This window comes from Micromonospora sp. NPDC049004 (genome assembly GCF_040649315.1).
Lineage (GTDB): Bacteria > Actinomycetota > Actinomycetes > Mycobacteriales > Micromonosporaceae > Micromonospora.
Genome location: NZ_JBEZFG010000003.1, coordinates 183,772 through 207,341 on the forward strand (window position 1 = coordinate 183,772; position 23,570 = coordinate 207,341).

The 23,570-nt window shown below is 70.4% G+C and carries 17 protein-coding genes; 10 read left to right on the forward strand and 7 right to left on the reverse strand.

Translation table 11 applies throughout. The features are described from left to right. Positions 1-4: 4 nt before the first annotated feature. Positions 5-1,012, reverse strand: a complete 1,008-nt coding sequence (locus AB0B97_RS10370; RefSeq protein WP_357492407.1) for a phosphatase PAP2 family protein — start codon at positions 1,010-1,012, stop codon at positions 5-7. A 302-nt stretch (positions 1,013-1,314) separates the two neighbouring features. On the opposite strand from AB0B97_RS10370, the gene AB0B97_RS10375 reads away from it, so the two are divergent. Further along, positions 1,315-1,818, forward strand: a complete 504-nt coding sequence (locus AB0B97_RS10375; protein WP_234588844.1) for a winged helix-turn-helix domain-containing protein — start codon at positions 1,315-1,317, stop codon at positions 1,816-1,818. Between the two features lie 90 nt (positions 1,819-1,908). Here the strand turns inward: AB0B97_RS10375 and AB0B97_RS10380 are convergent, their stop codons facing one another. Continuing rightward, positions 1,909-6,321, reverse strand: a complete 4,413-nt coding sequence (locus AB0B97_RS10380) for a S8 family serine peptidase (protein WP_357492409.1) — start codon at positions 6,319-6,321, stop codon at positions 1,909-1,911. 243 nt (positions 6,322-6,564) lie between these two features. Between AB0B97_RS10380 and AB0B97_RS10385 the strand changes: the two genes are divergently transcribed. Beyond that, complete coding sequence (locus AB0B97_RS10385) at positions 6,565-7,164, forward strand: winged helix-turn-helix domain-containing protein (protein WP_234588842.1); 600 nt, start codon at positions 6,565-6,567, stop codon at positions 7,162-7,164. An 84-nt stretch (positions 7,165-7,248) separates the two neighbouring features. Here AB0B97_RS10385 and AB0B97_RS10390 read toward each other — a convergent pair whose 3' ends face one another. Continuing rightward, complete coding sequence (locus AB0B97_RS10390) at positions 7,249-8,139, reverse strand: diiron oxygenase (protein ID WP_234588841.1); 891 nt, start codon at positions 8,137-8,139, stop codon at positions 7,249-7,251. A 48-nt stretch (positions 8,140-8,187) separates the two neighbouring features. On the opposite strand from AB0B97_RS10390, the gene AB0B97_RS10395 reads away from it, so the two are divergent. The 6 genes from AB0B97_RS10395 (at position 8,188) to AB0B97_RS10420 (ending at position 14,178) form a co-directional block, all read left to right on the forward strand. Further along, a complete protein-coding gene (locus AB0B97_RS10395; protein WP_357492412.1) occupies positions 8,188-8,916 on the forward strand; it encodes a TetR/AcrR family transcriptional regulator in 729 nt (242 codons plus the stop codon). Continuing rightward, entirely contained in the window at positions 8,913-9,212 is a 300-nt protein-coding gene (locus AB0B97_RS10400) for a DUF4873 domain-containing protein (RefSeq protein ID WP_357492414.1), read from the forward strand. The genes AB0B97_RS10395 and AB0B97_RS10400 overlap by 4 nt, the downstream gene beginning before the upstream one ends. After that, positions 9,212-10,705 carry an NAD(P)/FAD-dependent oxidoreductase gene (locus tag AB0B97_RS10405; RefSeq protein WP_357492416.1) on the forward strand — a complete coding sequence of 498 codons (1,494 nt, stop codon included), beginning with the start codon at positions 9,212-9,214 and terminating at the stop codon, positions 10,703-10,705. The genes AB0B97_RS10400 and AB0B97_RS10405 overlap by 1 nt, the downstream gene beginning before the upstream one ends. After that, positions 10,695-11,567 (forward strand): SDR family oxidoreductase, encoded by an 873-nt coding sequence (locus AB0B97_RS10410; RefSeq protein ID WP_357492418.1) that lies wholly within the window; start codon positions 10,695-10,697, stop codon positions 11,565-11,567. Before AB0B97_RS10405 ends, AB0B97_RS10410 begins: the two co-directional genes overlap by 11 nt. Continuing rightward, entirely contained in the window at positions 11,564-12,391 is an 828-nt protein-coding gene (locus tag AB0B97_RS10415; RefSeq protein ID WP_357492420.1) for an alpha/beta fold hydrolase, read from the forward strand. The genes AB0B97_RS10410 and AB0B97_RS10415 overlap by 4 nt, the downstream gene beginning before the upstream one ends. 230 nt (positions 12,392-12,621) lie before the next feature. Further along, positions 12,622-14,178, forward strand: a complete 1,557-nt coding sequence (locus AB0B97_RS10420) for an OFA family MFS transporter (RefSeq protein WP_357492422.1) — start codon at positions 12,622-12,624, stop codon at positions 14,176-14,178. 14 nt (positions 14,179-14,192) lie between these two features. On the opposite strand, the gene nrfD is transcribed toward AB0B97_RS10420, so the two are convergent. From nrfD to AB0B97_RS10440, 4 genes are all read right to left on the reverse strand, one after another. Continuing rightward, the gene (nrfD, locus tag AB0B97_RS10425; RefSeq protein WP_357492424.1) at positions 14,193-15,203 is read right to left on the reverse strand and encodes an NrfD/PsrC family molybdoenzyme membrane anchor subunit; all 1,011 of its coding nucleotides are present in this window, start codon (positions 15,201-15,203) and stop codon (positions 14,193-14,195) included. After that, on the reverse strand, positions 15,200-16,243 hold the full coding sequence (locus AB0B97_RS10430; RefSeq protein WP_357492426.1) for a 4Fe-4S dicluster domain-containing protein: 1,044 nt from the start codon (positions 16,241-16,243) through the stop codon (positions 15,200-15,202). The genes nrfD and AB0B97_RS10430 overlap by 4 nt, the downstream gene beginning before the upstream one ends. Before the next feature lie 3 nt (positions 16,244-16,246). Continuing rightward, on the reverse strand, positions 16,247-19,522 hold the full coding sequence (gene fdh, locus AB0B97_RS10435; RefSeq protein WP_357492427.1) for a formate dehydrogenase: 3,276 nt from the start codon (positions 19,520-19,522) through the stop codon (positions 16,247-16,249). Between the two features lie 147 nt (positions 19,523-19,669). After that, on the reverse strand, positions 19,670-20,467 hold the full coding sequence (locus AB0B97_RS10440; RefSeq protein WP_357492429.1) for a PrsW family glutamic-type intramembrane protease: 798 nt from the start codon (positions 20,465-20,467) through the stop codon (positions 19,670-19,672). Positions 20,468-20,583: 116 nt separating this feature from the next. On the opposite strand from AB0B97_RS10440, the gene AB0B97_RS10445 reads away from it, so the two are divergent. Beyond that, a complete protein-coding gene (locus AB0B97_RS10445) occupies positions 20,584-20,982 on the forward strand; it encodes an NUDIX domain-containing protein (protein ID WP_357492431.1) in 399 nt (132 codons plus the stop codon). Between the two features lie 719 nt (positions 20,983-21,701). Continuing rightward, a complete protein-coding gene (locus AB0B97_RS10450) occupies positions 21,702-23,231 on the forward strand; it encodes a TROVE domain-containing protein (RefSeq protein WP_357492433.1) in 1,530 nt (509 codons plus the stop codon). Positions 23,232-23,570: the final 339 nt, after the last annotated feature.

Below are 23,570 nucleotides of genomic sequence, written 5' to 3' on the forward strand. Positions count from 1 at the left end.
CCCGTCAGCGCCCTGCCGTCCTGCTGTCCGTCGCCAGCAGGCGCTCCATGGACCCCGGGTGGGCCGCCTCCCGCTGCGGCCGATCCACCGGTCCCGTGAACTCCACCGACGCCACCAGGAAGACCGCCACGCCCACCGCCAGCGCCGTCAGCACGGCCGCCGCCGAAATGGCCACGAGCGGCCCCCACGGCAGTCCGGCGGCCGGACCGGGCAGCAGCACCCGAACCACCCAGCCGAGCACGATCAACCCCACCGCCCCCTCGGCGAACGCGCGCCAGGCGCGACCGGCGACCGGCATGGCACCTGGGCGCGGCGCGTCGCCGCCACGTCGGAGCGTCAGCGCCGCCGCGGCCAGGCAGAACAGCGCCGCACTCAGCAGGACGCCACCGAGCACGTCACTGAACCGGTGCCAGCCCGCGATCATCGTGGCCGCGCCGATCACCGAGACAGCCGCCGCGCCCGGCACGACCGACCACCGTCGGGCCCAGCCCGGCAGGACCAGCAGGTAGGCCAGCACCAGAGCCGTCGCGACCGCGACGTGGCCACTGGGAAAACTGTTGTGGGTGGTCGAGCCCTCGATCGCGAAGTCCGGACGGGGCAGTGCCGACTTCACCGCACCGGCCGTCACGACCGCGCACAGCACCAGGCCCACACCCGTGAGGCCGGCCAGAAGTCGACGACCGAGCAGACCCACCACCAGCACCCCGCCGAGCAGGGCGGCGAGCGTCGAGGGCCGGCCGAAGTGCCGCAGGACGACAGTCGCCGGCCCGAACAGATCGCCGGGCTGCTCGTATCCGCCACCCCGTTCGGCACGCGGCAGGAGCAGCCCGTCGATCAACTGACCCCGGTCGGTCCACACGAACAACAGGCCGGTGAGGCCCAGGGCGAACAGGAAACAGACAGCCGCTGCGAGCAGCCGCAGGCCCGGCGCAACGGCGGCGCCGCCGGACGGCAGCGCCCGCGCGGGTCGAGGCGAGGACCGACTGACGGGGTACGACGATCCGTGAGGCATGTCGACCATGTTCGGCCGGCCAGGTCCGGACGCCGTCCGTGGATTGTCTTCGTTCTGTCACAACCGCCGGTCACCACCGGAGAAAACCGGGCGATCCCGCTTCCCGAACCCCCGCCCACCCTTCGTTGTCGCCAAGCCGTCCGCACGGCCGTGACGTCGACAGTCATTCACATGCTTACATGCAACTATGTTTTACCCAGCCGAGACGAGCCACCACTAGGGTCAGGACGCCGATCGATGGTCGTCCTCGGCGGTGCGAAAACCATCCGGAGTGATTGTGGGGAACCGGAAGGGGTTGGGCAATGCAGGGAATTCCGGTCGCCTCGCTGGTCATCGGCATCGCGTCCTCGCCGGCTGAGCGCCGGCAGTTGGCCCGCCTGCTCGGCGGGACCGACGCCTTCCTGATCGTCTCGAACGTGGACCAGGCGCGGGAGTTCCTCGGGGTGGTCGAGATGCCCCCCGTCGCACCTCCCCCCGCCCAGACCGTGCTCGCGGAGGTGGCGCCGAGCCCGCAGCCGCCGCCGGATCTGAGCGTCGACTCCGACCGCCGGGTGCTGCGCTGGCGCGACCAGGAGATCGACCTGACCCGACTGGAGCACGACGTGCTGCTCTGCCTGGTCGACGCTCCCGGGCAGGTCTGGACCTACGAGCGACTGCACCTTGAGGTCTGGGGCAACCGACACCTCGGCCGCGGGTCCGACATGCACTCCGTGGTTCGTCGGGTGCGTCGCAAGCTGGCCCGGCTCGACGCCGCCACCACCATCCACGCGGTCCGCGGCGTCGGCTTCCGGCTCGCGCCCGTCTGAGCGCGCGCCCGGCCGTCGCGAAGGCCGGTCCGGCCCGCCTGGTCGAGGACCAGGCGGGCCGGATGGTGCGCTACCGCTTACCGCAGGGTGTCAGCACCGGATGGGTGCCAGCGCGAAGTTCTCCACCGCGGGAGTGGTGGTGTCGATCCTCGTCTGACGGGTCTGGGGCTTCCAGCCGTCCTTGGCGACGATCATCGTGAGCGGGTTGTTCCGGCGGTCCACCCAGTAGGCGTACCTGCCGGCGCTGTCGGTCGCGAACGTCCACGACATCGCCCACGAGTCCACCTGGACCACCGCGCCGGCGATCGGCGAGGTCGCGCCCTGGCAACTGGTCCCGGTCACCGTGCCCATCAGCTTGCCCCAGGTCTTCGGGGGCGTCGCCGTCATGGTCACCGCCACCGGCGCCACCGAGTACGGCGTGTTCTCCTTGATCGTGACCGCACCCGAGTAGGTGCCCGGCTGGTCCACGTTCGCCGTCATCCCGACGGTGACAGTGACCTTCTCCCCCGGCGCGAGGGTGACAGTCGACTTGTCGATCGTCATCCAGCTCACGTCGGCCGCCGCCTCGACACACCCCTCGAAGCCCGGCAGCACCTCACTGTCCGGTGCCGCGTTGAAGCTGCCCGACGAGCCACCGATCTTGTAGAAGCCACACGCCGCGCCACCCCGGTACCGGGCGGTGTTGGCGTTCGGCAGGTTCGACCACGAGCTGGTGGCCGGGTCGTAGGCGAAGCCGGCGTTGCTGATGGCGCCGCCCTGCGAACCACCCACGACGAGGAGCTTGCCGCTGGCCACCGCGTACGAGCTGGCCCAGTTGTCCGTCGGCGCGTCGGCGATGGCGGTCCACGTGTTGGCACCCGGGTCGTAGGCGTAGCTGGCCTTCTGCGCCGCGGTGCCGTCGTTGCCACCGGTGCAGTAGAGAACACCGTCGATCCCGCCGCAGGAGGCGAAGGCCACCGACTTCGGGTAGTTCGCCAGCGTCTCCCAGGCGTCGGTGCCCGGGTCGTAGCGGACCACGGTGTTCGACATCGGCACACATTCCGCGGTGGTGCAGCCGCCGACGGCGTAGAGCTTGCCGCCGACGACGGCCTGCCCGGCCGCGGAACGCGGCGCCGGGTTGTCGGCCAGTTCGGTCCAGCTGTTGGCCCCCGGGTCGTACGACCAGGTGGCGGCGTCGGGGCCCTCGGCGCCCCAGCCACCCGTTGCGATGATCTTCCCGCCGACCACGCCAACGGTCAGCGCGTTACGGGCGCCCGGCAGGTCGGCCGCCGCCGTCCAGGTCTGCGCGACCGGGTCGTAGGCGTAGGTCTTCGCGGTGGAGGCGCTTCCGTCGCCACCGCCGATCGAGTACACCTTGCCGTCCAGGGTGACGACCCGGTTGTCCATGATGTTGGTCGGGAAGTCGGTGATGTCCGTCCACGGGGCGGCCTGCAGGCCGGCCGCGGCGGTGGTCGCCGACGTCGCCTTGCCGGACGCCCTGGCCGCGAACGACGTCGGGACGCTCAGCCGCTGCTCCGGTGCGCCGGCCGCGCCGAGCACCTGCTGCCGGGTCACCCGGGAACCGTCCGCCCGCAGCAACTCGAAGCCGTTGTCCCGCTCGCCGAAGCCGACCTCGACCGGTGCTCCGCCGGTGTTGGTCACGGTGAACGTCCTGGTGGCCTTGCCGCTGGGCATCTGGACCGTCGCGCTCAACTGGGTGGGTGTCACCGACAACCGGCCGGCCGCGAGGACGAAGTTCGCGGCGGTGGCCCAGTCGGGTTCGACGTCGACCTGCTTGCTCTGGCTGACGTAGTTGCCGGCCGTCGCGGTGAACTTGTGGGTGCCGGTCAGCGTCGAGTAGATCCAGTAGAACCCGTCGGGCAGTCCCGGGTCGTCCGGGGTCGCCACGGTGACCGCCTTCTCGGCGGGCCGGTCGTTGCTGGTGACGGTGGCGCCGTTGACGTAGCTGTTGTCGTTCTTGTCGCGGACGTTGCCCACGACCAGACCGCCGTCGACCGGCACGCAGGTGACCTGACTGCCGATGAGAACGTTGTCGACCTCCCACCACCACTCGTACGAGGCGTCGTAGTAGTGGAACCGCACCTGGACCTGCGCCTTGCCGGCCGCCTGCGGAATCGGGATCTCGGTGAGCTTCGGGCCCCGGACGTCGGTCTCCTGTCGGAGCACGTTCGTCCAGGTCGCGCCATTGTCGATGCTCAGGTCGACGTCTGCGGTGTCGTCGTTGAGCTGGTTGAAGTCCTGGTTGAACCGGATGACCGGGGCCGTGACGCCGGTCAGGTCGACCACCGGGCTGACCAGGGAGGTGTCCTGGCTGGTGCCCGCGCCGTAGTCGTCGCTGTCGATCATCGCGAAGTTGCCGGTGCCACCGGTCAGGTTGCCCCGACCGCCGTCGTCGGTGAACTTCCAGACCTGACCGCTGCCCGCGTTGTCCACCACCGTCCAACCGGCCGGGGTGGTCGTCGCGTCGAAGGTCTCGTACTCGCCGTCGGAGCCGAACGTGTAGCCGGGCGCCGTCGTGCACCTGGTGGTGTCGACCGGCACCGCGACGTTGGCGGTCACGTTCCGGGTGCCGACCACGACCTCCTTGGTGACCCTCTGGTAGCCCGGGTACTGCACCTCGTACGTCAGGGTGTACGTCTGCCCGGCCGGCAGCGTGATGCTGTATCGGCCGTTCGAGGGCGTCGTGTAGTCGTACACGCCGGACGGGCCGCTCACGGTCACCTTCGCGTACAACGGCCAGCCGTGGCCGGAGCCGTCGGTGACCGAGCCGGTGATGTTGACGCGCGGCACCGCCGTCAGGGCGACGTCGAGCGTCGTGGTCGCGCGGTTGGCAACAGTCGCGGACTTCGTGGTGCTGCCGTAGCCGAACGCCGACACGACGACCTGGTAGTCGCCGGTCGGGACCTGGGTCGAGTAGGTGCCGTCGGCGCCGGTGGTGATCTCACGCGACGCCGGACCGGTGAGGGTCACTGTCGCGCCGGCGATCGGTGCGCCGGTGGCCGCGTCGGTGACCGTGCCGGCCAGGGTGCCGACGTCGCCGGTCGGGGCGGCGTTGAGCAGCGCGAGGGCGTCCAGCCGGCCCTCACCCCAGACGTTGTTGTCCGCGGCGGTACCGCCGCACTGGTCGTCGGCCTTGTCGACAGCGGTGCCGTTGAGCAGCGCGCGGGTTCCGTCGACGTCACCGATCAGCGACGGCGCCGCCGAGTACAGGAGGGCGATCGCGCCCACCAGGTGCGGGGCGGCCATCGACGTGCCGCTGGCGGCGGCGTACCCGTTGCCGGGAACGCTCGACCGGACGTTCACGCCGGGCGCGGAGATGTTGGGCTTGATCTCGCCGTTCTGCCCGACGCCGCGCGCCGAGAAGCTCGCGATGGTGTTGTTGACGTCGTACGCGCCGGCTGAGTAGTTGCTGGCGAGGCTTCCCGGTGAGCCGCTGGTCTGGCACGCCGGCCCGCTGTTGCCGTTGGAGAAGACCCCGAAGATGCCGGACGCGGCCCAGGCCAGCGTCACGTCCTCCATGAAGGGCTCGTTCGACGGGTTCCGGGTGCCCCAGGAGTTGTTGATGATGTTCGGCCGCTTGCTGGCGTCCGGGTTCTGACCGCGCAGGTCGGTCGGTTCGAGCATCCACTGGCCGGATTCGATCAGCGCCGCGTCGGTCGGGCAGCAGCCGTTCGCGGCGATCCACTTGACGCCGGGCGCGACACCGATCTGGTTCGCGCCGGCGGAGCCGGCCATGGTGCCCATGGTGTGCGTACCGTGGCCGTCGTCGTCGCAGGGCGCGTCGGCGCACGTCCCGGCGGCGTTGAACCAGTTGTAGTTGTGGTCGAACGTGCCGTCGCCGTTGTTGCCGCGGTAGGAGTTCACCAACGCCGGGTGGTCGTACTGCACGCCGCTGTCGATGCTGGCGATGGTGACGCCCTCGCCGGTGACGCCGTACTGGGACCAGACGTCGTCGGCGTTGATGTTGGCAACGCCCCACTCGACGGAGTTGACGGTCTTCTCGTCGGTGCCCTTGGTGAGTTCGGGCAGCTTGTAGGCGACCGGGGCGTAGAGGCCCTCGACCTCGGCGTGGGCGGCGAACTTCTGCGCCATCGCCAGGGAGCCGCTGTTCACCTTGATGGCGTTGGTGGCCCAGAAGGTCTGGTACTTCGTACCCGAGCTGTCGAGTTCGGCGCGGATCTTGCCCTGGCTCCCGGCGGCGGTCTCCCGCAGCGTCTGCGCGACTGCCGCGCCGCGCTTCGTCCAGTCCTTGATGGCACTGGCCTTGCTCAGGTCGGCCCGGTCCTTGAACCGAATCCAGAAGTCCCCTGCGGTCTTGGCCTCAAGCTGGCGGGCCAGCTCCGGGCGGATCTTGTCCCCGGCGGCGGTGCCCGCTCCCAGCGAACCGGGCGCGGCCTGCGCGCCGGAGCTGACGCTGACCAGGCATGTGGCGGCGAGGATCGTCGCCGCGCTGGCGCTGACCAGCGATCTGGCCGTGCGTCTCCATTGTGGACGTCTGAACATCGGTGCTGCCTCCCTCAGAACGACCCAGGGGTGTAGTGGGCCATGGTGAGAGTGCGCGAGATCCAGCTCGGTGGAGCCGAGCGAACGGACCCCCTCATGCCTCCCCATGCACCGCGCGGGTCACGCCGGTTGCCCGAGTGGACACTATGATCGAGAGGAAAGGACGATCAAGAACTTGCTGTGAGCAACTTGTCGCTAACGGTTGCCCTGCTGGCGGCGCGCTTGCCAATCATTGTCAGGACCATGACGACAGCTGGGCAGGGATGCCCATCGATCCCGGGCGGTGTGGTGGCCGAGGACGACGAGACGGCGGCGGACGGGTCCGACCCGACCGACGAGCCGTTTCCGTTGCTGATCGCGGTGACGCCGTCCCCTACCGAGCGCATCCGGCTCGCGGAGCGTCTCGACGGAATCGCGCCGCTGCTGCTGGTGGCCGACCTCGACGAGCTGCGCCGGCTGATCGCGGTGCCGCAGCAACGAGCCGGCCCCCTCGGCGAGCCACAGTCGAGCCCGACGCCCACCGTCGAGCCCGAGCCCGCCCTGGTCATCGACTCGGCCCGGTCCACCGCCCGGTACGCGGGTCGCGAGGTCGACCTGACCCGGCTGGAGCACGACCTGCTGACCTGCCTGATCACCGAACCGGTCCGGATCTGGAGCTACGCCGAGCTGCACCGGTCGGTCTGGCACGACGAGGGACGCGAGCGCAGAGCGGACGTGCAGTCTGTGGTGAAGCGGCTGCGCCCCAAGTTGCGGGCCCTCGGCGCCGGTGCCACGATCGAGGCCGTACGCGGTGTCGGATTGCGCCTCACCGGCCGGCACGAGCCGCGGATCGGGCGTGCCTGACGGCTGCCTGATGTGGGCAGTTCATCGCCACCGTCCCGCCGCCGGCAGAACCCGTCGACGCCGCGCCCGCCCGGACGACGGCCGTCAGATCAGCCCGGCCCGGGCCCACAACCGCCGCCCCGGCCCGCCCACCAGCCCGACGCCCGCGAGGTGGTCGTGCACCCGGGCCGCCGACCACCGCAGCGTGGCCTGCCAGTGCGGGTTGGCGCGGGCGGCGGCCCGGCCCACCGCCGGCGGGATCCCCACCGCCGCGTACGCGTCGGGGTGCACGAGACGGTTGGCGATCGAGTGTGCGGCACGACCGACCAGCAGGCGGGCGTACGCCATGCCCACCGGTCCGGCAGCCGCGACCTGGCGGGCCAGCTCGTCGCGGGCGAACCGCACGTGTCGCGCCTCCTCGACGACGTGGATGCGCGAGACCATCCGGATGAGCGGCTGCAGCGACTCGTCCACCATGATCTCGCGCTGGAACGCGTCGAGGATCTCCTCGGCGACGAGGATCGCGGCGTACATCCGGGGGCCGCTGGCGGTCGCCTTGAGGAACCGGCCGAGCAGGTGGTCGAGCGGGTCCGCCCGGTAGACGGGACAGCCCATCGCCTCGATCAGCCGACCGAACATGATCGAGTGCCGGCACTCGTCGGCGACCTCGGTCAGCGCGTACTGGGCGCGCGGGCTGGTCGGGTCGGCGTCGTAGTAGTGCCGGATCAGCATCTGCATGAGGATCGTCTCGAACCACAGACCGGCGCTGGCCGCGCTGGCCACCTCGTGCTTGGTGAGTTCGATCCGCTGCTCCTCGCTCAACCCGGACCAGAGCGGGGTGCCGTAGAGGCTGCTGCGGTGCGGCGGAAGCCAGTAGGCGCCCGGGGTGTGCGGCGCGTCCCAGTCGATCTCGACCACCGGGTCGTAGCTGGTCCGCAGCGACGACGTGAGCAGCCGTTCGGCGACCGCAGCGCCCTGGGGTTCCGCCGTCTCCATGGTTCCTCCATATTGACGTGACGACCGGTAACTGTTACGAGTAGTAGCATGCAATCGCCGCGTAAGGATGTCAATGGATCCGACCCGCCGGGCGCATCCGACGCCGACGCCCCGAGAGTGAAGGGCAACGGTCGCCGGGACCGCTGGGCAGGCCATCGCGAGCAGCGCAGACAGGCGCTCGTCGGCGCCGCCGTACAGGCCCTGCTGCGGCACGGACCCGAGGTCGACATGGACCAGGTGGCGGCCATCGCCGGCGTCAGCAAGCCGGTGCTCTACCGCTACTTCACCGACAAGTCGCAGCTCTGGATCGCGGTGAGCGAGGTGGTGGCGGCCCGGGTCGTGGACGCCATCGCGCCCGCGATCGAGCAGGTCCGAGAGGAACGCGCCCTGGTCGAGGCGACGATCGACGCGTACCTCGGCGTGATCGAGTCACAGCCCGCGCTCTACCGGTTCCTCATGAGCCAGTCCGGGCAACCCGGCATCCACCAGGTCGTCGCCGGGACCAGTCGGCAGGTGGCCGCCGGGCTGGCCCGGGTGATCGGCGACCGGCTGCGCGCGCTCGGCCTGGACGCCGGCCCGGCCGAACCCTGGGCGTACGGCCTGGTGGGGTTCGTGCAGGCGGTCGGCGACTGGTGGACCACACACGGACAGCCGCTCAGCCGCAGCGCCCTCACCGGCTACCTGACCACCCTGCTCTGGAGCGGGATCGAGGGCGTCCGGGCCAGCGCCGACCTGCCACCCGAGCTGACCCGCGCCCACGAACGGATCGTGCCGTGAGCTATCACGGTCCGGCGAGTATCGCGGGCAACGCGGTACGGGCACACCTCAGCGGACGGTGGGAACCCGTCGACGGCCGCTTCCACTGGGGTGGGCGCATCGAGCCGGACCCGACCGTCGCACGACTGCTGCGCTCCGGTCGCCGCGACGTCGAGCTGCGCATCGCCGACCGGGCCCGGCCCGCCCGACTGGCCGAGGTCGACCCGTGGGGCGGCGTACGGATCACCGGCGTGGGTGATCCGCCCTGGCCCTCGCCGGCCGGACCGGACGTCGCGTCCGAGCATCTGGAGGACTGATGGACACGGACGTTGCCATCGTCGGGGCCGGTTTTGGCGGCCTGGGCGCGGCCATCGCCCTGCAACGGGCCGGCTTCAACGACTACCTCGTCTTCGACCGGGGCGACGACGTCGGCGGCACCTGGCGGGACAACACCTACCCCGGCTGCGCCTGCGACGTCCCGTCGCACCTCTACTCCTTCTCCTTCGCCCCCAATCCCCGCTGGTCCACCACCTTCTCCAGCCAGCCGGAGATCAGGGACTACCTACGCGGCTGCGTCGACCGCTTCGGGATCGGCCCGAAGCTGCGGCTGCGCCACGAGGTGCACGAGGCACGCTGGGACGACAAGCGCCAACGCTGGCTGCTGCGCACCTCCGGCGGGGATCACACGGCCCGGGTGCTGATCTGCGCGGCCGGCCCCCTGAGCGAGCCCGCCATCCCCGATCTGCCGGGAATCGACGAGTTCGCCGGCACGGTCTTCCACTCCGCCCGCTGGCGGCACGACCACGACCTGACCGGCCGCCGTGTCGCGGTCATCGGCACCGGCGCGTCGGCGGTCCAGTTCGTGCCGCGGATCCAGCCGGCCGTCGAGAGACTGACGCTGTTCCAGCGCTCCCCCGCCTGGATCATGCCGAGGCGCTCGCGCCGCATCAGCCGGGTCGAGCAGGCCGCGTTCCGCACCGTCCCCGGCGTGCAGCGGGCCGCCAGGGCCGGGCTGTACCTGCTCCGCGAGACCATGGGTCTGGGCTTCCTGCACCCGACGGTCAACCGCCTCGCCTCCCGGCTGTCCCTGCGGACGCTGCGGCGTCAGGTCACCGACCCGGCCCTGCAGGACAAGCTCACCCCCCGGTACGCCATGGGCTGCAAACGGGTCCTGATCTCGAACGACTACTGGCCGTCGCTCACCCGGCCGAACGTCGACGTGGTCACCGAGGGCATCGCCCGGGTCGTGCCGGACGGCCTGGTCACCGCCGACGGCGTGCACCACCCGGCGGACACGATCATCCTCGGCACCGGCTTCCACGTCACCGACTCCCCCGTGGTGCGGCGCATCCACGGCCGCGGCGGGTGCAGCCTGGGTACGGCCTGGGCGCCCAGCATGCACGCGTACCGGGGCACGACCATCGCCGGCTTCCCCAACCTGTTCTTCCTGCTCGGCCCGAACACCGGGCTCGGGCACACCTCGGTGGTGCTGATGATCGAGGCGCAGTTGCGCCTGGTGCTCGCGGCTCTGCGCCACCTGCGGGCCACCGGCGCGCAGGCCATCGAGCCGACCACGGAGGCCCAACGACGCTGGACCGAACAGATCGACAGGAAGATGGCCGGGACCGTCTGGCAGACCGGCTGTTCGAGCTGGTATCTCGACGCCACCGGCCGCAACACCACCATCTGGCCGGGCTTCGCCACCAGCTTCCGGATGCGTCTGCGCCGGTTCCACCCCGCCGACCACCGGCTGATCACGGCCGGCCACAGCCCCAACGAACCGGAACGGGAGCACGCCGATGCGGTATGACCTGGCGGGCCGGACCATCTTCATCACTGGCGCGGCACGCGGCATCGGCGCCGAACTGGCCCGCGCGGTCGTCGCCCGGGGCGCCCGGGTCGCGCTGGCGGGTCTGGAGGGCGAGCGGCTCCGGCAGCTCGGCGACGAGCTCGGCGCGCACTGGTACGAGTGCGACGTCACCGACCAGGCGGCGCTGGACGCCGCGGTGGCTTCCACAGTGGAGCGGTTCGGTGGTCTCGACGTGGTGGTGGCGAACGCCGGCATCGCCAACCTCGGCACCGTTGCCGTAGGGCCGGTCGACGCGTTGGTGCGTACCGTCGAGGTGAACCTCTGCGGCGCGATCCGCACCGTCAGCGCGGCGCTGCCGCACGTCACCGCCGCGCGGGGTCACGTCCTGATCGTCTCGTCGGCCGCGGCCTTCACGGCGATGCCCGGCATGGCTGCCTACTGCGCGTCCAAGGCGGGCGTGGAGCAGTTCGCCAACGTGCTACGCCTGGAGACGCGCTCGGCTGGCGTCACCGTCGGCACCGCGCATCCGATCTGGATCGACACCGACCTGGTCCGCGACATCCGTGCCGACCTGGCGTCGTTCAACGCCACGCTGCGCCGGCTGCCGTGGCCGCTGTCCACAGTCGTCCCTGTCGAGCAGTGCGCCGACGCACTGCTGAGCGGCATCGAACGCCGCAGACGCAAGGTGTACGTGCCACGGTCGCTGGCCTTGGTGCAGGCGCTGCGGCCGGTGGTGCTCAGCGGCCTCTCGGACGCGCTGATCACCAGGTTGGGCGGCCGCACGATGGTCGGTCAGATGGAGGACGAGGTACGCCAGCTCGGCCGGTCCTTCGGCAGGTCGTCGGTGGAGGGGCGCAGATGAGCATCCACTTCCGTCGCGCGGGCAGCGGTGAACCGCTCGTGCTCATCCACGGCATCGGTCACCGCCACCAGGCGTGGGAGCCCGTGTTCGACAGGCTCACCGCCCACCACGAGGTGATCGCCCTCGACCTGCCCGGCTTCGGGAACTCACCGGTGCCCGACACCGGGATGCCCGCCGACATGGCCGCCACCGTCGCCGCGATGCTGCCCGTCCTGACCGAGTGGGGGCTGGAGCGTCCGCATGTGGCCGGTTACAGCCTCGGTGGGGCGATCGGTCTGGAGCTGGCCGCGACCGGGGCGGTCGCGTCGGCCACCGCCTTCTCCCCCGCTGGCTTCTTCACACCGGCGGAGCGGCGCCGGGCACTGGCCATCCTCAGGATGCTGCGGGCCAACTCGCGCCTGCCCACCCCGATCATGCGGGTGGCGTTGCGCTCGGCGTACCTGCGGGCGTTGTGCTTCGCGCCGCTGATGGCCCGCCCGACGTTGTTGGACGTCGACCGCGCGGTGGGCGACGCGCTCGCCCTGCGGCGAGCGGTGGGCTTCAACGCCGTGGCCCGAGCCTCCCGCGACTACCGCTTCGACTGCCTCCGGCTGGCCGACGCGGCGGTGCCGGTGACCATCGGCTGGGGCGACCATGACCGCATCTTCGCCGTCCACCAGGCCGAGCGCGCCCGGGCCGGGCTGCCGGCGGCCCGCGTGGTGACGCTTGCCGGTTGCGGGCACGTGCCGATGAGCGACGACCCGGATCTGGTCGCCACGCTCATCCTGGAGACCACCGGCGCCGTTCCCCGCACACCGGGACCGGACCCGTCGGTGGCCGCCTAGCGAGGCCGGTTGGCACGGAGCAGGAGCGCGAGCCCGCCACCAGCACTTCCGCGTTTCGGAGTTATGACGAAGTGCGAACCTGCCGCCACGTAACGTGAGAATGCAGCCGGTCAGCGGCTGACGCAGGCGTGCACCGGGCCGCCACCGGGGGCGGCACCGCTCTGTCGGCTACCGGCACGGGCAGCTCTGCCCCGCCGTCTGCCCGTTCAGTCGCAGGAGGTGCGGACCCCATGCTGTCGGTATTCAACCCTCGGCACACCGTCGCTCCCCCGGGATACAGCCGCTGGCTCATCCCGACCGCGGCTTTGGCCGTGCACGTCTGCATCGGCCAGGTCTACGCGACGAGCGTCTACAAGAACTCCCTCATCGCGCACTTCGACACCAGCCAGACGGCGATCGGGGCGATCTTCAGCATCGCCATCGTCATGCTGGGTTCGTCGGCGGCGGTGGGCGGCCGGTGGGTGGAGCGAAACGGCCCTCGCCGGGCCATGTTCGTCTCCGCCTGTTTCTGGGCCACCGGGTTCCTGGTGGGCGCGATCGGCATCGCGACCCAGCAACTCTGGCTGCTCTACCTCGGCTACGGCGTCATCGGCGGCATCGGGCTGGGCATCGGCTACATCTCGCCCGTCTCCACGCTGATCAAGTGGTTCCCGGACCGGCCGGGTCTCGCCACCGGCCTCGCCATCATGGGGTTCGGCGGCGGCGCCCTGGTCGCCGGCCCGCTCGCACGCCAACTGCTCTCGCTGTACGACTCCAACTACAACCCGGACAATCCGGGAGCCGTCGCGTCGGGCCACGCCCTCGTGGCGCTCTTCGTCACGTTCGGCCTCGGCTACTTCGTGATCATGATGTTCGGCCCGTTCAACGTCCGGGTTCCGGCACCGGACTGGCGGCCCGCCGGGTTCGATCCCGCCAGCGTCGCCAGCCGCCCCCTCGTGACACGGGCGAGCGTGTCCGCGACGAACGCGGTACGTACCCGGTCGTTCTGGCTGCTGTGGATCGTGCTGTTCTGCAACGTCACGGCCGGCATCGGCATCCTGGAGCAGGCCAGCCCGATGATCCAGGACTTCTTCCGGGACAACGGCTCCACCGCGGTGTCGGTGTCGGCGGCGGCCGGTTTCGTGGGTGTGCTGTCGTTGTTCAACATGGCCGGCCGGTTCGTCTGGTCGACGACGTCCGACCTCATCGGCCGCAAGCCCATCTACATGGTCTACCTCGGCGTCGGCATGGTGCTGTACGTGCTGCTCGCCGTCGCCGGCCACGCCGCGACGGCGGTCTTCGTGCTGGTCGCCGCCGCGATCATCTCCTTCTACGGCGGCGGCTTCGCCACCATGCCCGCGTACCTGCGGGACCTGTTCGGCACCTTCCAGGTCGGCGCCATCCACGGCCGGATCCTGACCGCGTGGTCGGCCGCGGGTGTCGCCGGGCCGCTGATCGTCAACGGGATCCTCGACACGCAGGGCAAGCCCGGCACCCTGACCGCCTCGGCGTACCGGCCCGCGCTGTTCACCATGGTCGGCATCCTGGCCATCGGTTTCATCGCCAACCTGCTGGTGCGTCCCGTGCCCGACCGGTTCCACGAGCCGGACCGGGGACCGACGTCGCCGGTGGCCAAGGCCACGGTCACCGAGCCGGTCGCCCTCGGCCCGCAGAGCACCCCTGCGGTGCCCGAGCACGTCGGCACCCAGACCGGTCGACTCTGGGTGTCCTGGCTGCTGGTCGCGGCGCTGCTCGGATACGGCATCGTCCAGACCGCCATCACCGCGGCGAAACTGTTCACCGGCTGACGCGTCGCGCCAGTTCAGGGCCGGAGCGCGGGGCCGTTCTTCTCGTCGAGTCTCTCCCGCTGGGGCACGACTGTGTACTTCGGATCGCGCGCCGAGACCCGGCCCGCCTCGAAGACGCCGAACCGGGTGGCGACCGACGAGGCCACGAGGGCCGCGCCGGAGATCGCCGCCAGAAGCCGGCTGCGGCGGCTGACCAGTGCCGCGGCGGTGCCCACGGCGAGCAGCGCCCGCCCCGCGGTGACCAGTCGTCCGCTGCGGCCGTGCCGGTACGGCTCACCGGTCAGACCCAGCCGCTCCAGCCGCCGTCCGCCGACCAGCTCGACCGTTGCGGCGGCGAGGGCGAGTCGCCGCAGCGGGGCGGTCTGCGTGGCCGGCGCCGCGATCAGGCCGACCCCGGACGCGGCGGCGAGCGCGCTCCCGGCGAAGACGAAGGGCAGCGACGGGTAGGCGTCGTGCCAGGACGGCACGGCCGTGTCGGCGAGGAGCACCCCGGTGTACGTGGCCAGCGCCGGCGCGACAGCGGCGGCGGCCAGACCGGCGGCGTTGCCGACCGGGGGCGCCAGCCGGCGGGCGAGGCCGAGCACGCCGTGCTGTGGGATCAGCGGCGCGAGTTCGGCGACCGCCGCCACGCCGGCCAGTGGCCCGAACGCGGCGAGGATCCAGGTGCCGACGGACATGGGTGAGGTCACCTTGGCGACCCGGAGCATGTGGTGGAACCGGCCCGGCCGCCCGAGGTCGTGAATGAGCAGGTACGTGCTGGCGGTGACACCGCCGAGGGCCGTCCACCGGCCGATCGTGCGCAACTCGGGGCGGCCGGTCACCTGGGCGCCCGCGGCGATCAGCGAGCCGCCGGCGGCGAGGCCGCCGGTGAACAGGTAACCCGCTATGTCGTACTTCCAGACCGGTGGTTTGAGCACCGGCCGGCCGTAGTAGGAGCTGAAGTCGGCAGGCGGCACGGTGAGCTGTTCGCCGTCCCCGCCGCGTCTCCGCCGCCGGTGCCCGTCGAGCGGTGTCGTGTCGGTCATGGCCGCCGCCCCAGGAACGCGAGCGCCGTGACGGCAGCCATCGTGAGCGCGGCGAGGCCGGCGCGTTTCCACATCGCCGGCAGATCCCGCGTCGTCACCACCGGATCCGGCGGCAACCCGTACACCTCCGGCTCATCCAACAACAAGAAGAACGCACCATCACCACCGACACCGTCGTTCGGATCCTCGCCATACAACCGCGCCTCAGGCACACCCCGCTCATGCAACGTCGCCACCCGCGCCGCCGCCCGCTCCCGCAACTCGTCCAGAGGCCCGTACTGAATCGACTCCGTCGGACACGCCTGCGCACACGCCGGCGTCATCCCCGCACCCAACCGGTCATAACACAACGTGCACTTCCACGCCCGACCATCACCCTGACGCTGATCAATCACCCCGTACGGACACGCCGAAATGCAGTACCCACACCCATTACAGATGTCCTCCTGCACCACCACCGTCCCGAACTCCGTCCGGAACAACGAACCCGTCGGACACACATCCAAACAAGCCGCATGCGTGCAGTGCTTACACACATCCGACATCATCAACCACCGAAAATCCGACCGCTGCTCCACACCGGTACCCCGCCCCGGCGGCTGCCCACCCGGCATCCCCAGAAACTCGGGCCCACCTGACATGCGGGCCGCCGCGACCGGCGAACCGGGTGGCAGGCCCGGATCCGTGCCGGTGTCGGCGCTGGTCCGCGCGCCCACAGCCGCCGTCGCCGGGCTGACCGTCGGCCCGTCCGGGTAACCCTCGAACGCCGGTATCTCCGGCCCGACCGAACGCGGCTGCTCGACGAACGCGACGTGCCGCCACGAGTTCGCGGTCAACGCCCCCGTGTTGTCGTACGACATGCCCAACAGATCCAGGCCACTCTCCGGAACACCGTTCCACTCCTTGCAGGCCACCTCGCACGCCTTGCACCCGATACACACACTCGTGTCGGTGAAGAACCCCATCCGCGGCGGCGCGTCCACGTAACCGGCGTCCGGCGCCGGATCGAGCGGCCCGTACAGGGCGTTGGCGTGCGGCATCGGTCAGTCCTCCCGGTCACTGCTGCTGTCGGCGACGTCGGTCGTGATCAGCGGCGGGTAGCGGTGGCTCAGGTCTCCCGACCGTCGCCGGTAGTCGACGACGAGTTCCAGCAGCCGCTGGCCCCTCGGACGCCGACCGGGCCGCACGTCGCAGGTGCCGACCTTGCTCTCCTGGATGAGGACGTTGGGGTCGAGGGTGATGCCGAACAGGTCGTTGGCCGAGTCGCCGGTGACCAGGCCCTCGTAACCGAAGTGGTACGGCAGCCACACCTGGTGGATGATCCGACCGTCCACCCGCAGCGGAGTGACCCGGTCGGTGACCAGGACCTTCGCCTCGATGGCCGCGCGGGTGCTGACCAGGTGCGCCCATCCCAGGTGCGTCAGGCCGCGGTGGGCGGCCAGTTCCGGTGACACCTCGACGAACATCTCCGGTTGCAGCTCGGCGAGGTGCGCGACGGTCCGGCTCATGCCACCGGCCGTGTGGTGCTCGGTGAGCCGGCTGACCGTGAAGACGTACGGGAAGACGTCGCTGTGCTGCTCCGGCGGGCTCGGGTTGAGGTAGTTGATCGGATGGGTGTAGACCTTGCGGGCCGGGTTGGCCTGCTGGCGGTAGAGGGGGTTGCGCACCGGCGACTCCACCGGCTCGTAGTGCGTCGGCAGCGGCCCGTCCAGCACGCCGCTGGGCGCGTAGAGCCAGCCCTTGCCGTCGCCCTGAAGGATGAACGGGTCGTCCCCCGCGATGCCCGCCACGCCTGACGAGTTCGGCTCGGGCCGGTACGAGGGCGCCTTGGTCTTCTCGAAGTCCGGCACGTCGTAGCCGGTCCACTCGGCCTTCTCCGCGTCCCACCACACGTACTTCTTGCGCTCGCTCCACGGCCTACCGTCCGGGTCGGCCGAGGCACGGTTGTAGAGGATGCGGCGGTTGGACGGCCACGCCCAGCCCCACTCGAGCGCCACCAGGGACTGCTCCGAGCCGGGCTTGCGGCGCGCGGCCTGGTTGACGCCGTCGGCGTACACGCCGGTGTAGATCCAGCAGCCGCCGGCGGTGGAACCGTCGTCAGTCATCTCCGTGTAGCTCGACAGCGGTCGACCGCTGGCCACCTCGTACCCGTTGATCTCGTAGAGCACCGACTCGGCGCTCGGCTCGGCGTGCGGACCGTGCGTGGGGTAGTCCCAGGTGAGGTGAAGCAGCGCGCGGTCGCGGGCCCGGGTCGAGCCGGCCAGCCGTTCCCTGATGATGCGGCCGAGGTGGTAGAAGAACCACAGCTCGGAGCGGGCGTCGCCCGGCGGCTCGACGGCCTTCTCGCGCCACTGCAACAACCGCTGCGTCTGGGTGAACGAGCCCTCCTTCTCCACGTGCGAGGCGGCGGGCAGGAAGAACACCTCGGTACGACACTGCTCCGGAACGATCTCACCCGTCTCGATCTCCGGGGCACGCTGCCAGAACGTGGCGCTCTCGATCATGAACAGGTCGCGGACGACCAGCCAGTCCAGGTTGGCCATGCCCAGGCGCTGCGCCCGGCCGTGGGCCGAGCCGACCGCCGGGTTCTGCCCGAGCAGGAAGTACCCCTTGATCTTCCCGTCGATCATGTTCAACACCTGCTGGTAGGTGCCGTGGTCGCCGGTCATCCGGGGCATGTGGTCGTAGCAGTAGTCGTTGTCCGCGGTCGCGGCGTCCCCCCAGTACGCCTTGAGCAGGTTCACGGCGTAGGCGCGCGCGTTGCCCCAGAAGCCCTTCTGGCCGGGGTGCCGGATGCTGTCCACCCACTCGTCGAAGGTCGGGTGGTCGGCGTGGTGCGGCATCGGCAGGTAGCCGGGCAGCAGGTTGAACAGCGTCGGAACGTCGGTGGAGCCCTGGATGCTGGCGTGGCCCCGCAGGGCCATGACGCCGCCACCGGGCCGGCCCATGTTGCCCAGCAGCAGCTGGATGATCGCGCCGGCGCGGATGTACTGCACGCCCACGCTGTGCTGCGTCCACCCCACCGAGTAGACGAGCATGCTGGTCCGGTCCCGGCCGGAGTTGGCGGTCCATGCCTGGGCCAGTTCGAGGAACTTCTCCTGCGGAATACCGCACACCCGCTCCACCATCTCCGGGGTGTAGCGGGAGAAGTGCCGCTTGAGGATCTGGTAGACGCAGCGGGGGTGTTGCAACGTCTCGTCCCGCTGGGTGTCGCCGCTCACCGGGGCGCCGTGCGACTCGTGCTCCAGCCCGGCCGCCGTCTCCCGCTGCGTCTCGGTGTCCTGGGGGGAGATGTTCTCCTCGGCGCCCTCGTACTGCCAGCTGCTCTGGTCGTAGCTGGCGTTCTCCTCGGCGAAGCCCGAGAAGAGCCCGTGCATGTCCTCGGTGTCCCGGAACTCCTCGGTCACGATGGTGGCGGCGTTGGTGTACGCCACGACGTACTCGCGGAAGTCCAGCTCGTTGTCGAGGATGTAGTGGATCACACCGCCGAGCAGTGCGATGTCCGTGCCGGCCCGGATCGGCAGGTACGCGTCCGCCACCGCGCTGGTCCGGGTGAACCGCGGGTCGACGTGGAAGACCTTCGCCCCGCGACGCTTGGCCTCCATCACCCACTGGAAACCCACCGGGTGCGCCTCGGCCATGTTCGAACCTTGGATGACGATCATGTCGGAGTTCGACAGGTCCTGCTGGAACTGGGTGGCGCCGCCGCGACCGAAGCTGGTCCCCAGACCGGGGACGGTGGCGGAGTGTCAAATACGGGCCTGGTTCTCGATCTGGAGCGCCCCCATCGCGGTGAACAACTTCTTGATGAGGTAGTTCTCCTCGTTGTCCAGCGTCGCCCCGCCCAGACTGGAGATCCCCAACGTCCGGTTGAGCGGCCGGCCCTCGTCGTCACGGTCTTCCCAGGTCTCGTCCCGGGCAGCCAGGACCCGGTCGGCGATCATGTTCATCGCCGTGTCGAGGTCGAGGTCCTCCCACTCGGTGCCGTACGGCCGCCGGTAGCGGACCGTCGTCTGCCGCAGCGGACTGGTCACCAGGCTCTTGCTCGCCGAACCCTTCGGACAGAGCCGGCCCCGCGAGATCGGGCTGTCCGGATCGCCCTCGATCTGCGTGACCTGCCCGTCCTTGACGAACACCCGCTGGCCACAACCCACCGCACAGTACGGGCACACCGAACGGGCCACGCTGTCGGCGGTGTCGGTGCGGGCGGTCAGCGACAGTGACTGGGCGGACTTGGCCGCCGCGCCCCGCCCGAGCGGGTCGGTGCCGGTGAGCTGGCGGTAGAGGGGCCAGCTCTCGACCCAGCGGCGCACCCCCATCGCTGCACCTTCCCGACGAAAGCTACTAAATGTGAACAGTCCGACAGTAGTTGAGGTGCCGGCCCGGCCGCAGCGGGATCAGCAGAGCGATGCCTCCCCCGGCCAATTCGCACTGGCCGGGGGAGGCATGGTGTAGAAGGGTCGCGATCAGCTCGACGGACGCTGGACCACCAGGCGGTCACCGAAGGTGCGGTAGCGGTGCAGCTCCCAGAACAGCCAGCCGATGCTGACGATCGCCAGCACGACGAAGACCAGCCAACCGGAGAACGTGTCCCAGAGGGTGTGCAGGACGACGACACCTCCGAAGGTGCCGAGGAACCCGAACAGCCGGCCGACGCTCGGGCTGGCCAGCAGCGCCCACAGCGCTCCGGCGGTGAGCCCGGTCCACGCGGTGTGCCCGGCGGGCGCGGTCAGACCACGGATGAACAGGGTCTGCTCCACCGCACCGATGTTGCCCTGCGAACTCAGCAGCGCGGTGAAGGCGTACCCCATCGTCTCCAGCGCGGCGAAACCCATGCCGGCGGCCACACCGATGACCAGACCGTCGGACGGCAGGCGACGACGGTGCTGCGCCAGCGCCGTGAACAGCAGCACCACGGGGACGATCAGCTTCGCCGACTCCTCGATCAGCGCCACGAACAGCATGGGCAGGGCACCGAGGCCGCGCAGGGTGTCGTACTCCAGGGTGCCGGCGACCACCGTGCCGATCACCCCGCCGAAGAACGCCGACGTCACCAGCACCGACGCCGGCACCTGCCAGCGCCCGGTACGGGCCTGGGCGAACGTGAGGAACGTCAGCGGCGCCACTGTCGCGCCGAGCAGGATCAGTGCCGGCACGAAGTTCGGGTTCTGGGTGCGAACGAGGGTCCGCAGCACCGCGAGGTACAGGATCAGCCCGACGACGAGCACTCCGGCCCACGCCCACCGACGAGAACGATCACCCATACGGGGAGTCTCGCGGATCCAGGTTACAAAGACCAGCCATGCTCCGGAGAAGAGGCCCCGGAGGGTACGCCCGACGATCGGTGCCGGGGACCGCTCAGCGTGGCAGGGTCTCCCGCATGGCCACCTACGACGTCGCCCTCGTACTTCTCGTCGACCCTTTTGGGGCGGTGCTGATGCAGCATCGCGACGATCACGCGCCCGTCTCGCCGAACCAGTGGAGCCTTCCCGGCGGCCACATTGAGCCCGGCGAGTCGCCCGAGCAGGCGGCCCGCCGCGAGCTGCTGGAGGAGACCGGCCTGACAGCCGGTGAGCTGCACCTGCTGTGGAGCGGCCCGCGCCCGTACGAGGCGGGCTTCGAGCACACGGTGACGGTGCATGTCTTCCGTGGCACCACCACCGCGCGACAGGAGGACGTCGTGCTCGGCGAGGGCCAGGCCATGGTGTTCGTCCCGCGCGAGGAGGTGTTCGACCGGGAACTGGCCGCCTCGTCCGCGCTGGTCCTGTCCATGATCTGAGGTCCCGGCTCCTCGGCAGTTCGGCCGCCCGGAGTCCCCGGAGGGCGGACACGTATTGGGGTTGTCCGCGCGGCAAGGCGGCCCTACTGTCGTGGGGCACCTCCCGGTGCGCAGGCAACGGCTACTTCCGCATCCAATCGGGGAGACGGGGGTTCGAATCCCACCGCCACTTCGGGTGGCGTCGACCAGCGGCCCAGGTCACCTTGGCCCGCGAGGGCCGGTCGCCGTCGCCGCTTCGATCTCGGGAGGTGCGCTCTCGCCGCACGCCCGGTGCGACCGATACGGCTACTTCTGGTAAAGGTCCGGCAAGGACCTGCGGTTCGAGCCCGCTAACGCCGTGTCCACTTTTGATCTCGGGCGTGCGGTGCGATCACACCGCTCTTGATCACAAGATCACAAAAGCTGTTGCCCGTCCGCGACAGCTGCCGCTACGGTCGTGACCGCACTTCCCGGTGCGGAGGCGACGGCTACATCTGGAGGGGTTCCGGCCCCGGTGAAGGACATCCGTCGCCAACCTCGATCTCGGGAAGCGTCATCACACGCACACCCGGTGCGCAGGCAACGGTTACTTCCCGGCTCCGCAGATGGGGGTTCGAATCCCCCCGACGCCTTCGGGTGGGTGGTTCAACGGACAGAACGGCGGACTAGTCCGCGGCCGACTCTGATCTCGGGTGTGCGCTGTGGTGGCGTCTTCTCGGCCGACTGACGTGGGGGACGTCATGGCCAAGTTCAACCTCAAGCTGCGCACGGGCCGGCATCGGCCGGTGACCGGCGAGGGCGCACCCGGTTTCGTCCGTGAGCCGCGCCTCGAACTGTTCCTGCTCGCTGTCTCGAACATGGTGGGCGAGGCCAGCTTCTACGAGCGCGCCACCGACCGCGACGGCCGATTCCGGGACCTGGTCGCCACCGTCGCCGTCACTGATCCCGACTGGTTCGCGCGCTTCGTACCGTGGCTGCGCACCGGAGCGATGATGCGCTCAGCGTCAGTGGTGGCCGCCCTTGAGGGTGCCCGCGCCCAGGTAGCGGCGGGAATTCCGGGTTCGCGCGCGGTAGTGGACGCGGCATTGCAGCGTGCGGACGAGCCGGGCGAGGCGCTCGCGTACTGGCTGGCTCGTCGTGGCCGGGCACTGCCCAAGCCGGTGAAGCGGGGCATCGCCGACGCGGCGGTCCGCCTCTACACCGAGCGGAGTCTGCTCAAGTACGACTCCGTCGCCAGCCAGGTCCGCTTTGGTGACGTCATCGAGCTGACCCACCCCACCGCCCGGGACGAGCGGCAGGGCGACCTGTTCCGGCACGCGCTGGATCGGCGGCACCGGCGGGACAATCCGGTCCCCCCGTCCCTGCAGATACTCAGGGCGCGGGAAACGCTCATGGCGATGCCTCTCGAGCAGCGCCGGGAATTCACCGATCCGGCGATGCTTGACGCTGCCGCCATGACGTGGGAGGCGCTGGCCGGCTGGCGACAGAGCGCGATGGACGCGGTGGCATGGGAGTCGGTCATCCCGACGATGGGCTACCTGGCGCTGCTGCGTAACCTGCGCAACTTCGACCGGGCCGGGGTCAGTGACACCGTCGCGGAGACCGTGGCCGCCAAGCTCGCCGACCCCGCGCAGGTGGCGAGGTCGCGAGTGCTGCCGATGCGCTTCCTGTCGGCGTACAACGCCGCGCCGAGCCTGCGCTGGTCGTACCCGCTGGAGAGGGCGTTGCAGCACGCCCTGGCGAACGTGCCCGCCCTGGACGGGCGGACGCTGATCCTCATCGACACGTCCGGCTCGATGCAGAGCCCGTTCAGCAAGGACGGCACGCTGCTCTGCTGGGACGCCGCAGCGGTGTTCGGTCTCGCGCTGGCCGCCCGCGCGCAGTCGCCCACTGTGGTGTCGTTCTCCCACGACAGCCTGGTGTTTCCCGAGGTCGCGGGCGAGTCGGTCCTCGCGGCGGTGCGGCGGTTCAAGGACGGCGGCTACTTCCTCGGCAGGGGAACCGACACCGAGAAGGCGGTCCGCGAGCACTACGACCGACACGACCGTCTGATCATCCTCACCGACGAGCAGGCCCAGTGGCACGGTTCGACGAATGTCCTAGCGGCGGTACCGGCGGAGGTGCCCGTCTACACCTGGAACCTGGCCGGATACCGGATCGGGCACACGCCGACCAGCACGAACCGGCACACCTTCGGCGGGTTGTCCGACGCCGCGTTCGCGATGATCCCGCTGATCGAGGCCGGGTCCGACGACCGGTGGCCCTTCTGAACCGAGGGCTGCGGGGCTCGCCCGCCCCGCAGCCCGGGTCAGGGGTGAATGTGAATTCAATGGCGCACTCACACACTCGTTCGGGTGACCACTTATGAGGATTGAGTCGGAATTTCATACGTCTGAGATCGTCGATCCCGGGTTGGCGAACGCAGCGCAACCGCTGCAACCTGCACAACGGGGATACGAGAATGCTTTTCGAGCGACGCCGATGGTTCACATCGGCGCTAGCGGCGGTTGGCGCATTGCTGGCGTCGTCGACGCTTGTCGTTGTGGCATCGGGACAGCCCGCATCGGCGACGGTTCCGGGTCTGCCCGGAGACCCCCAGCCCGGCACAC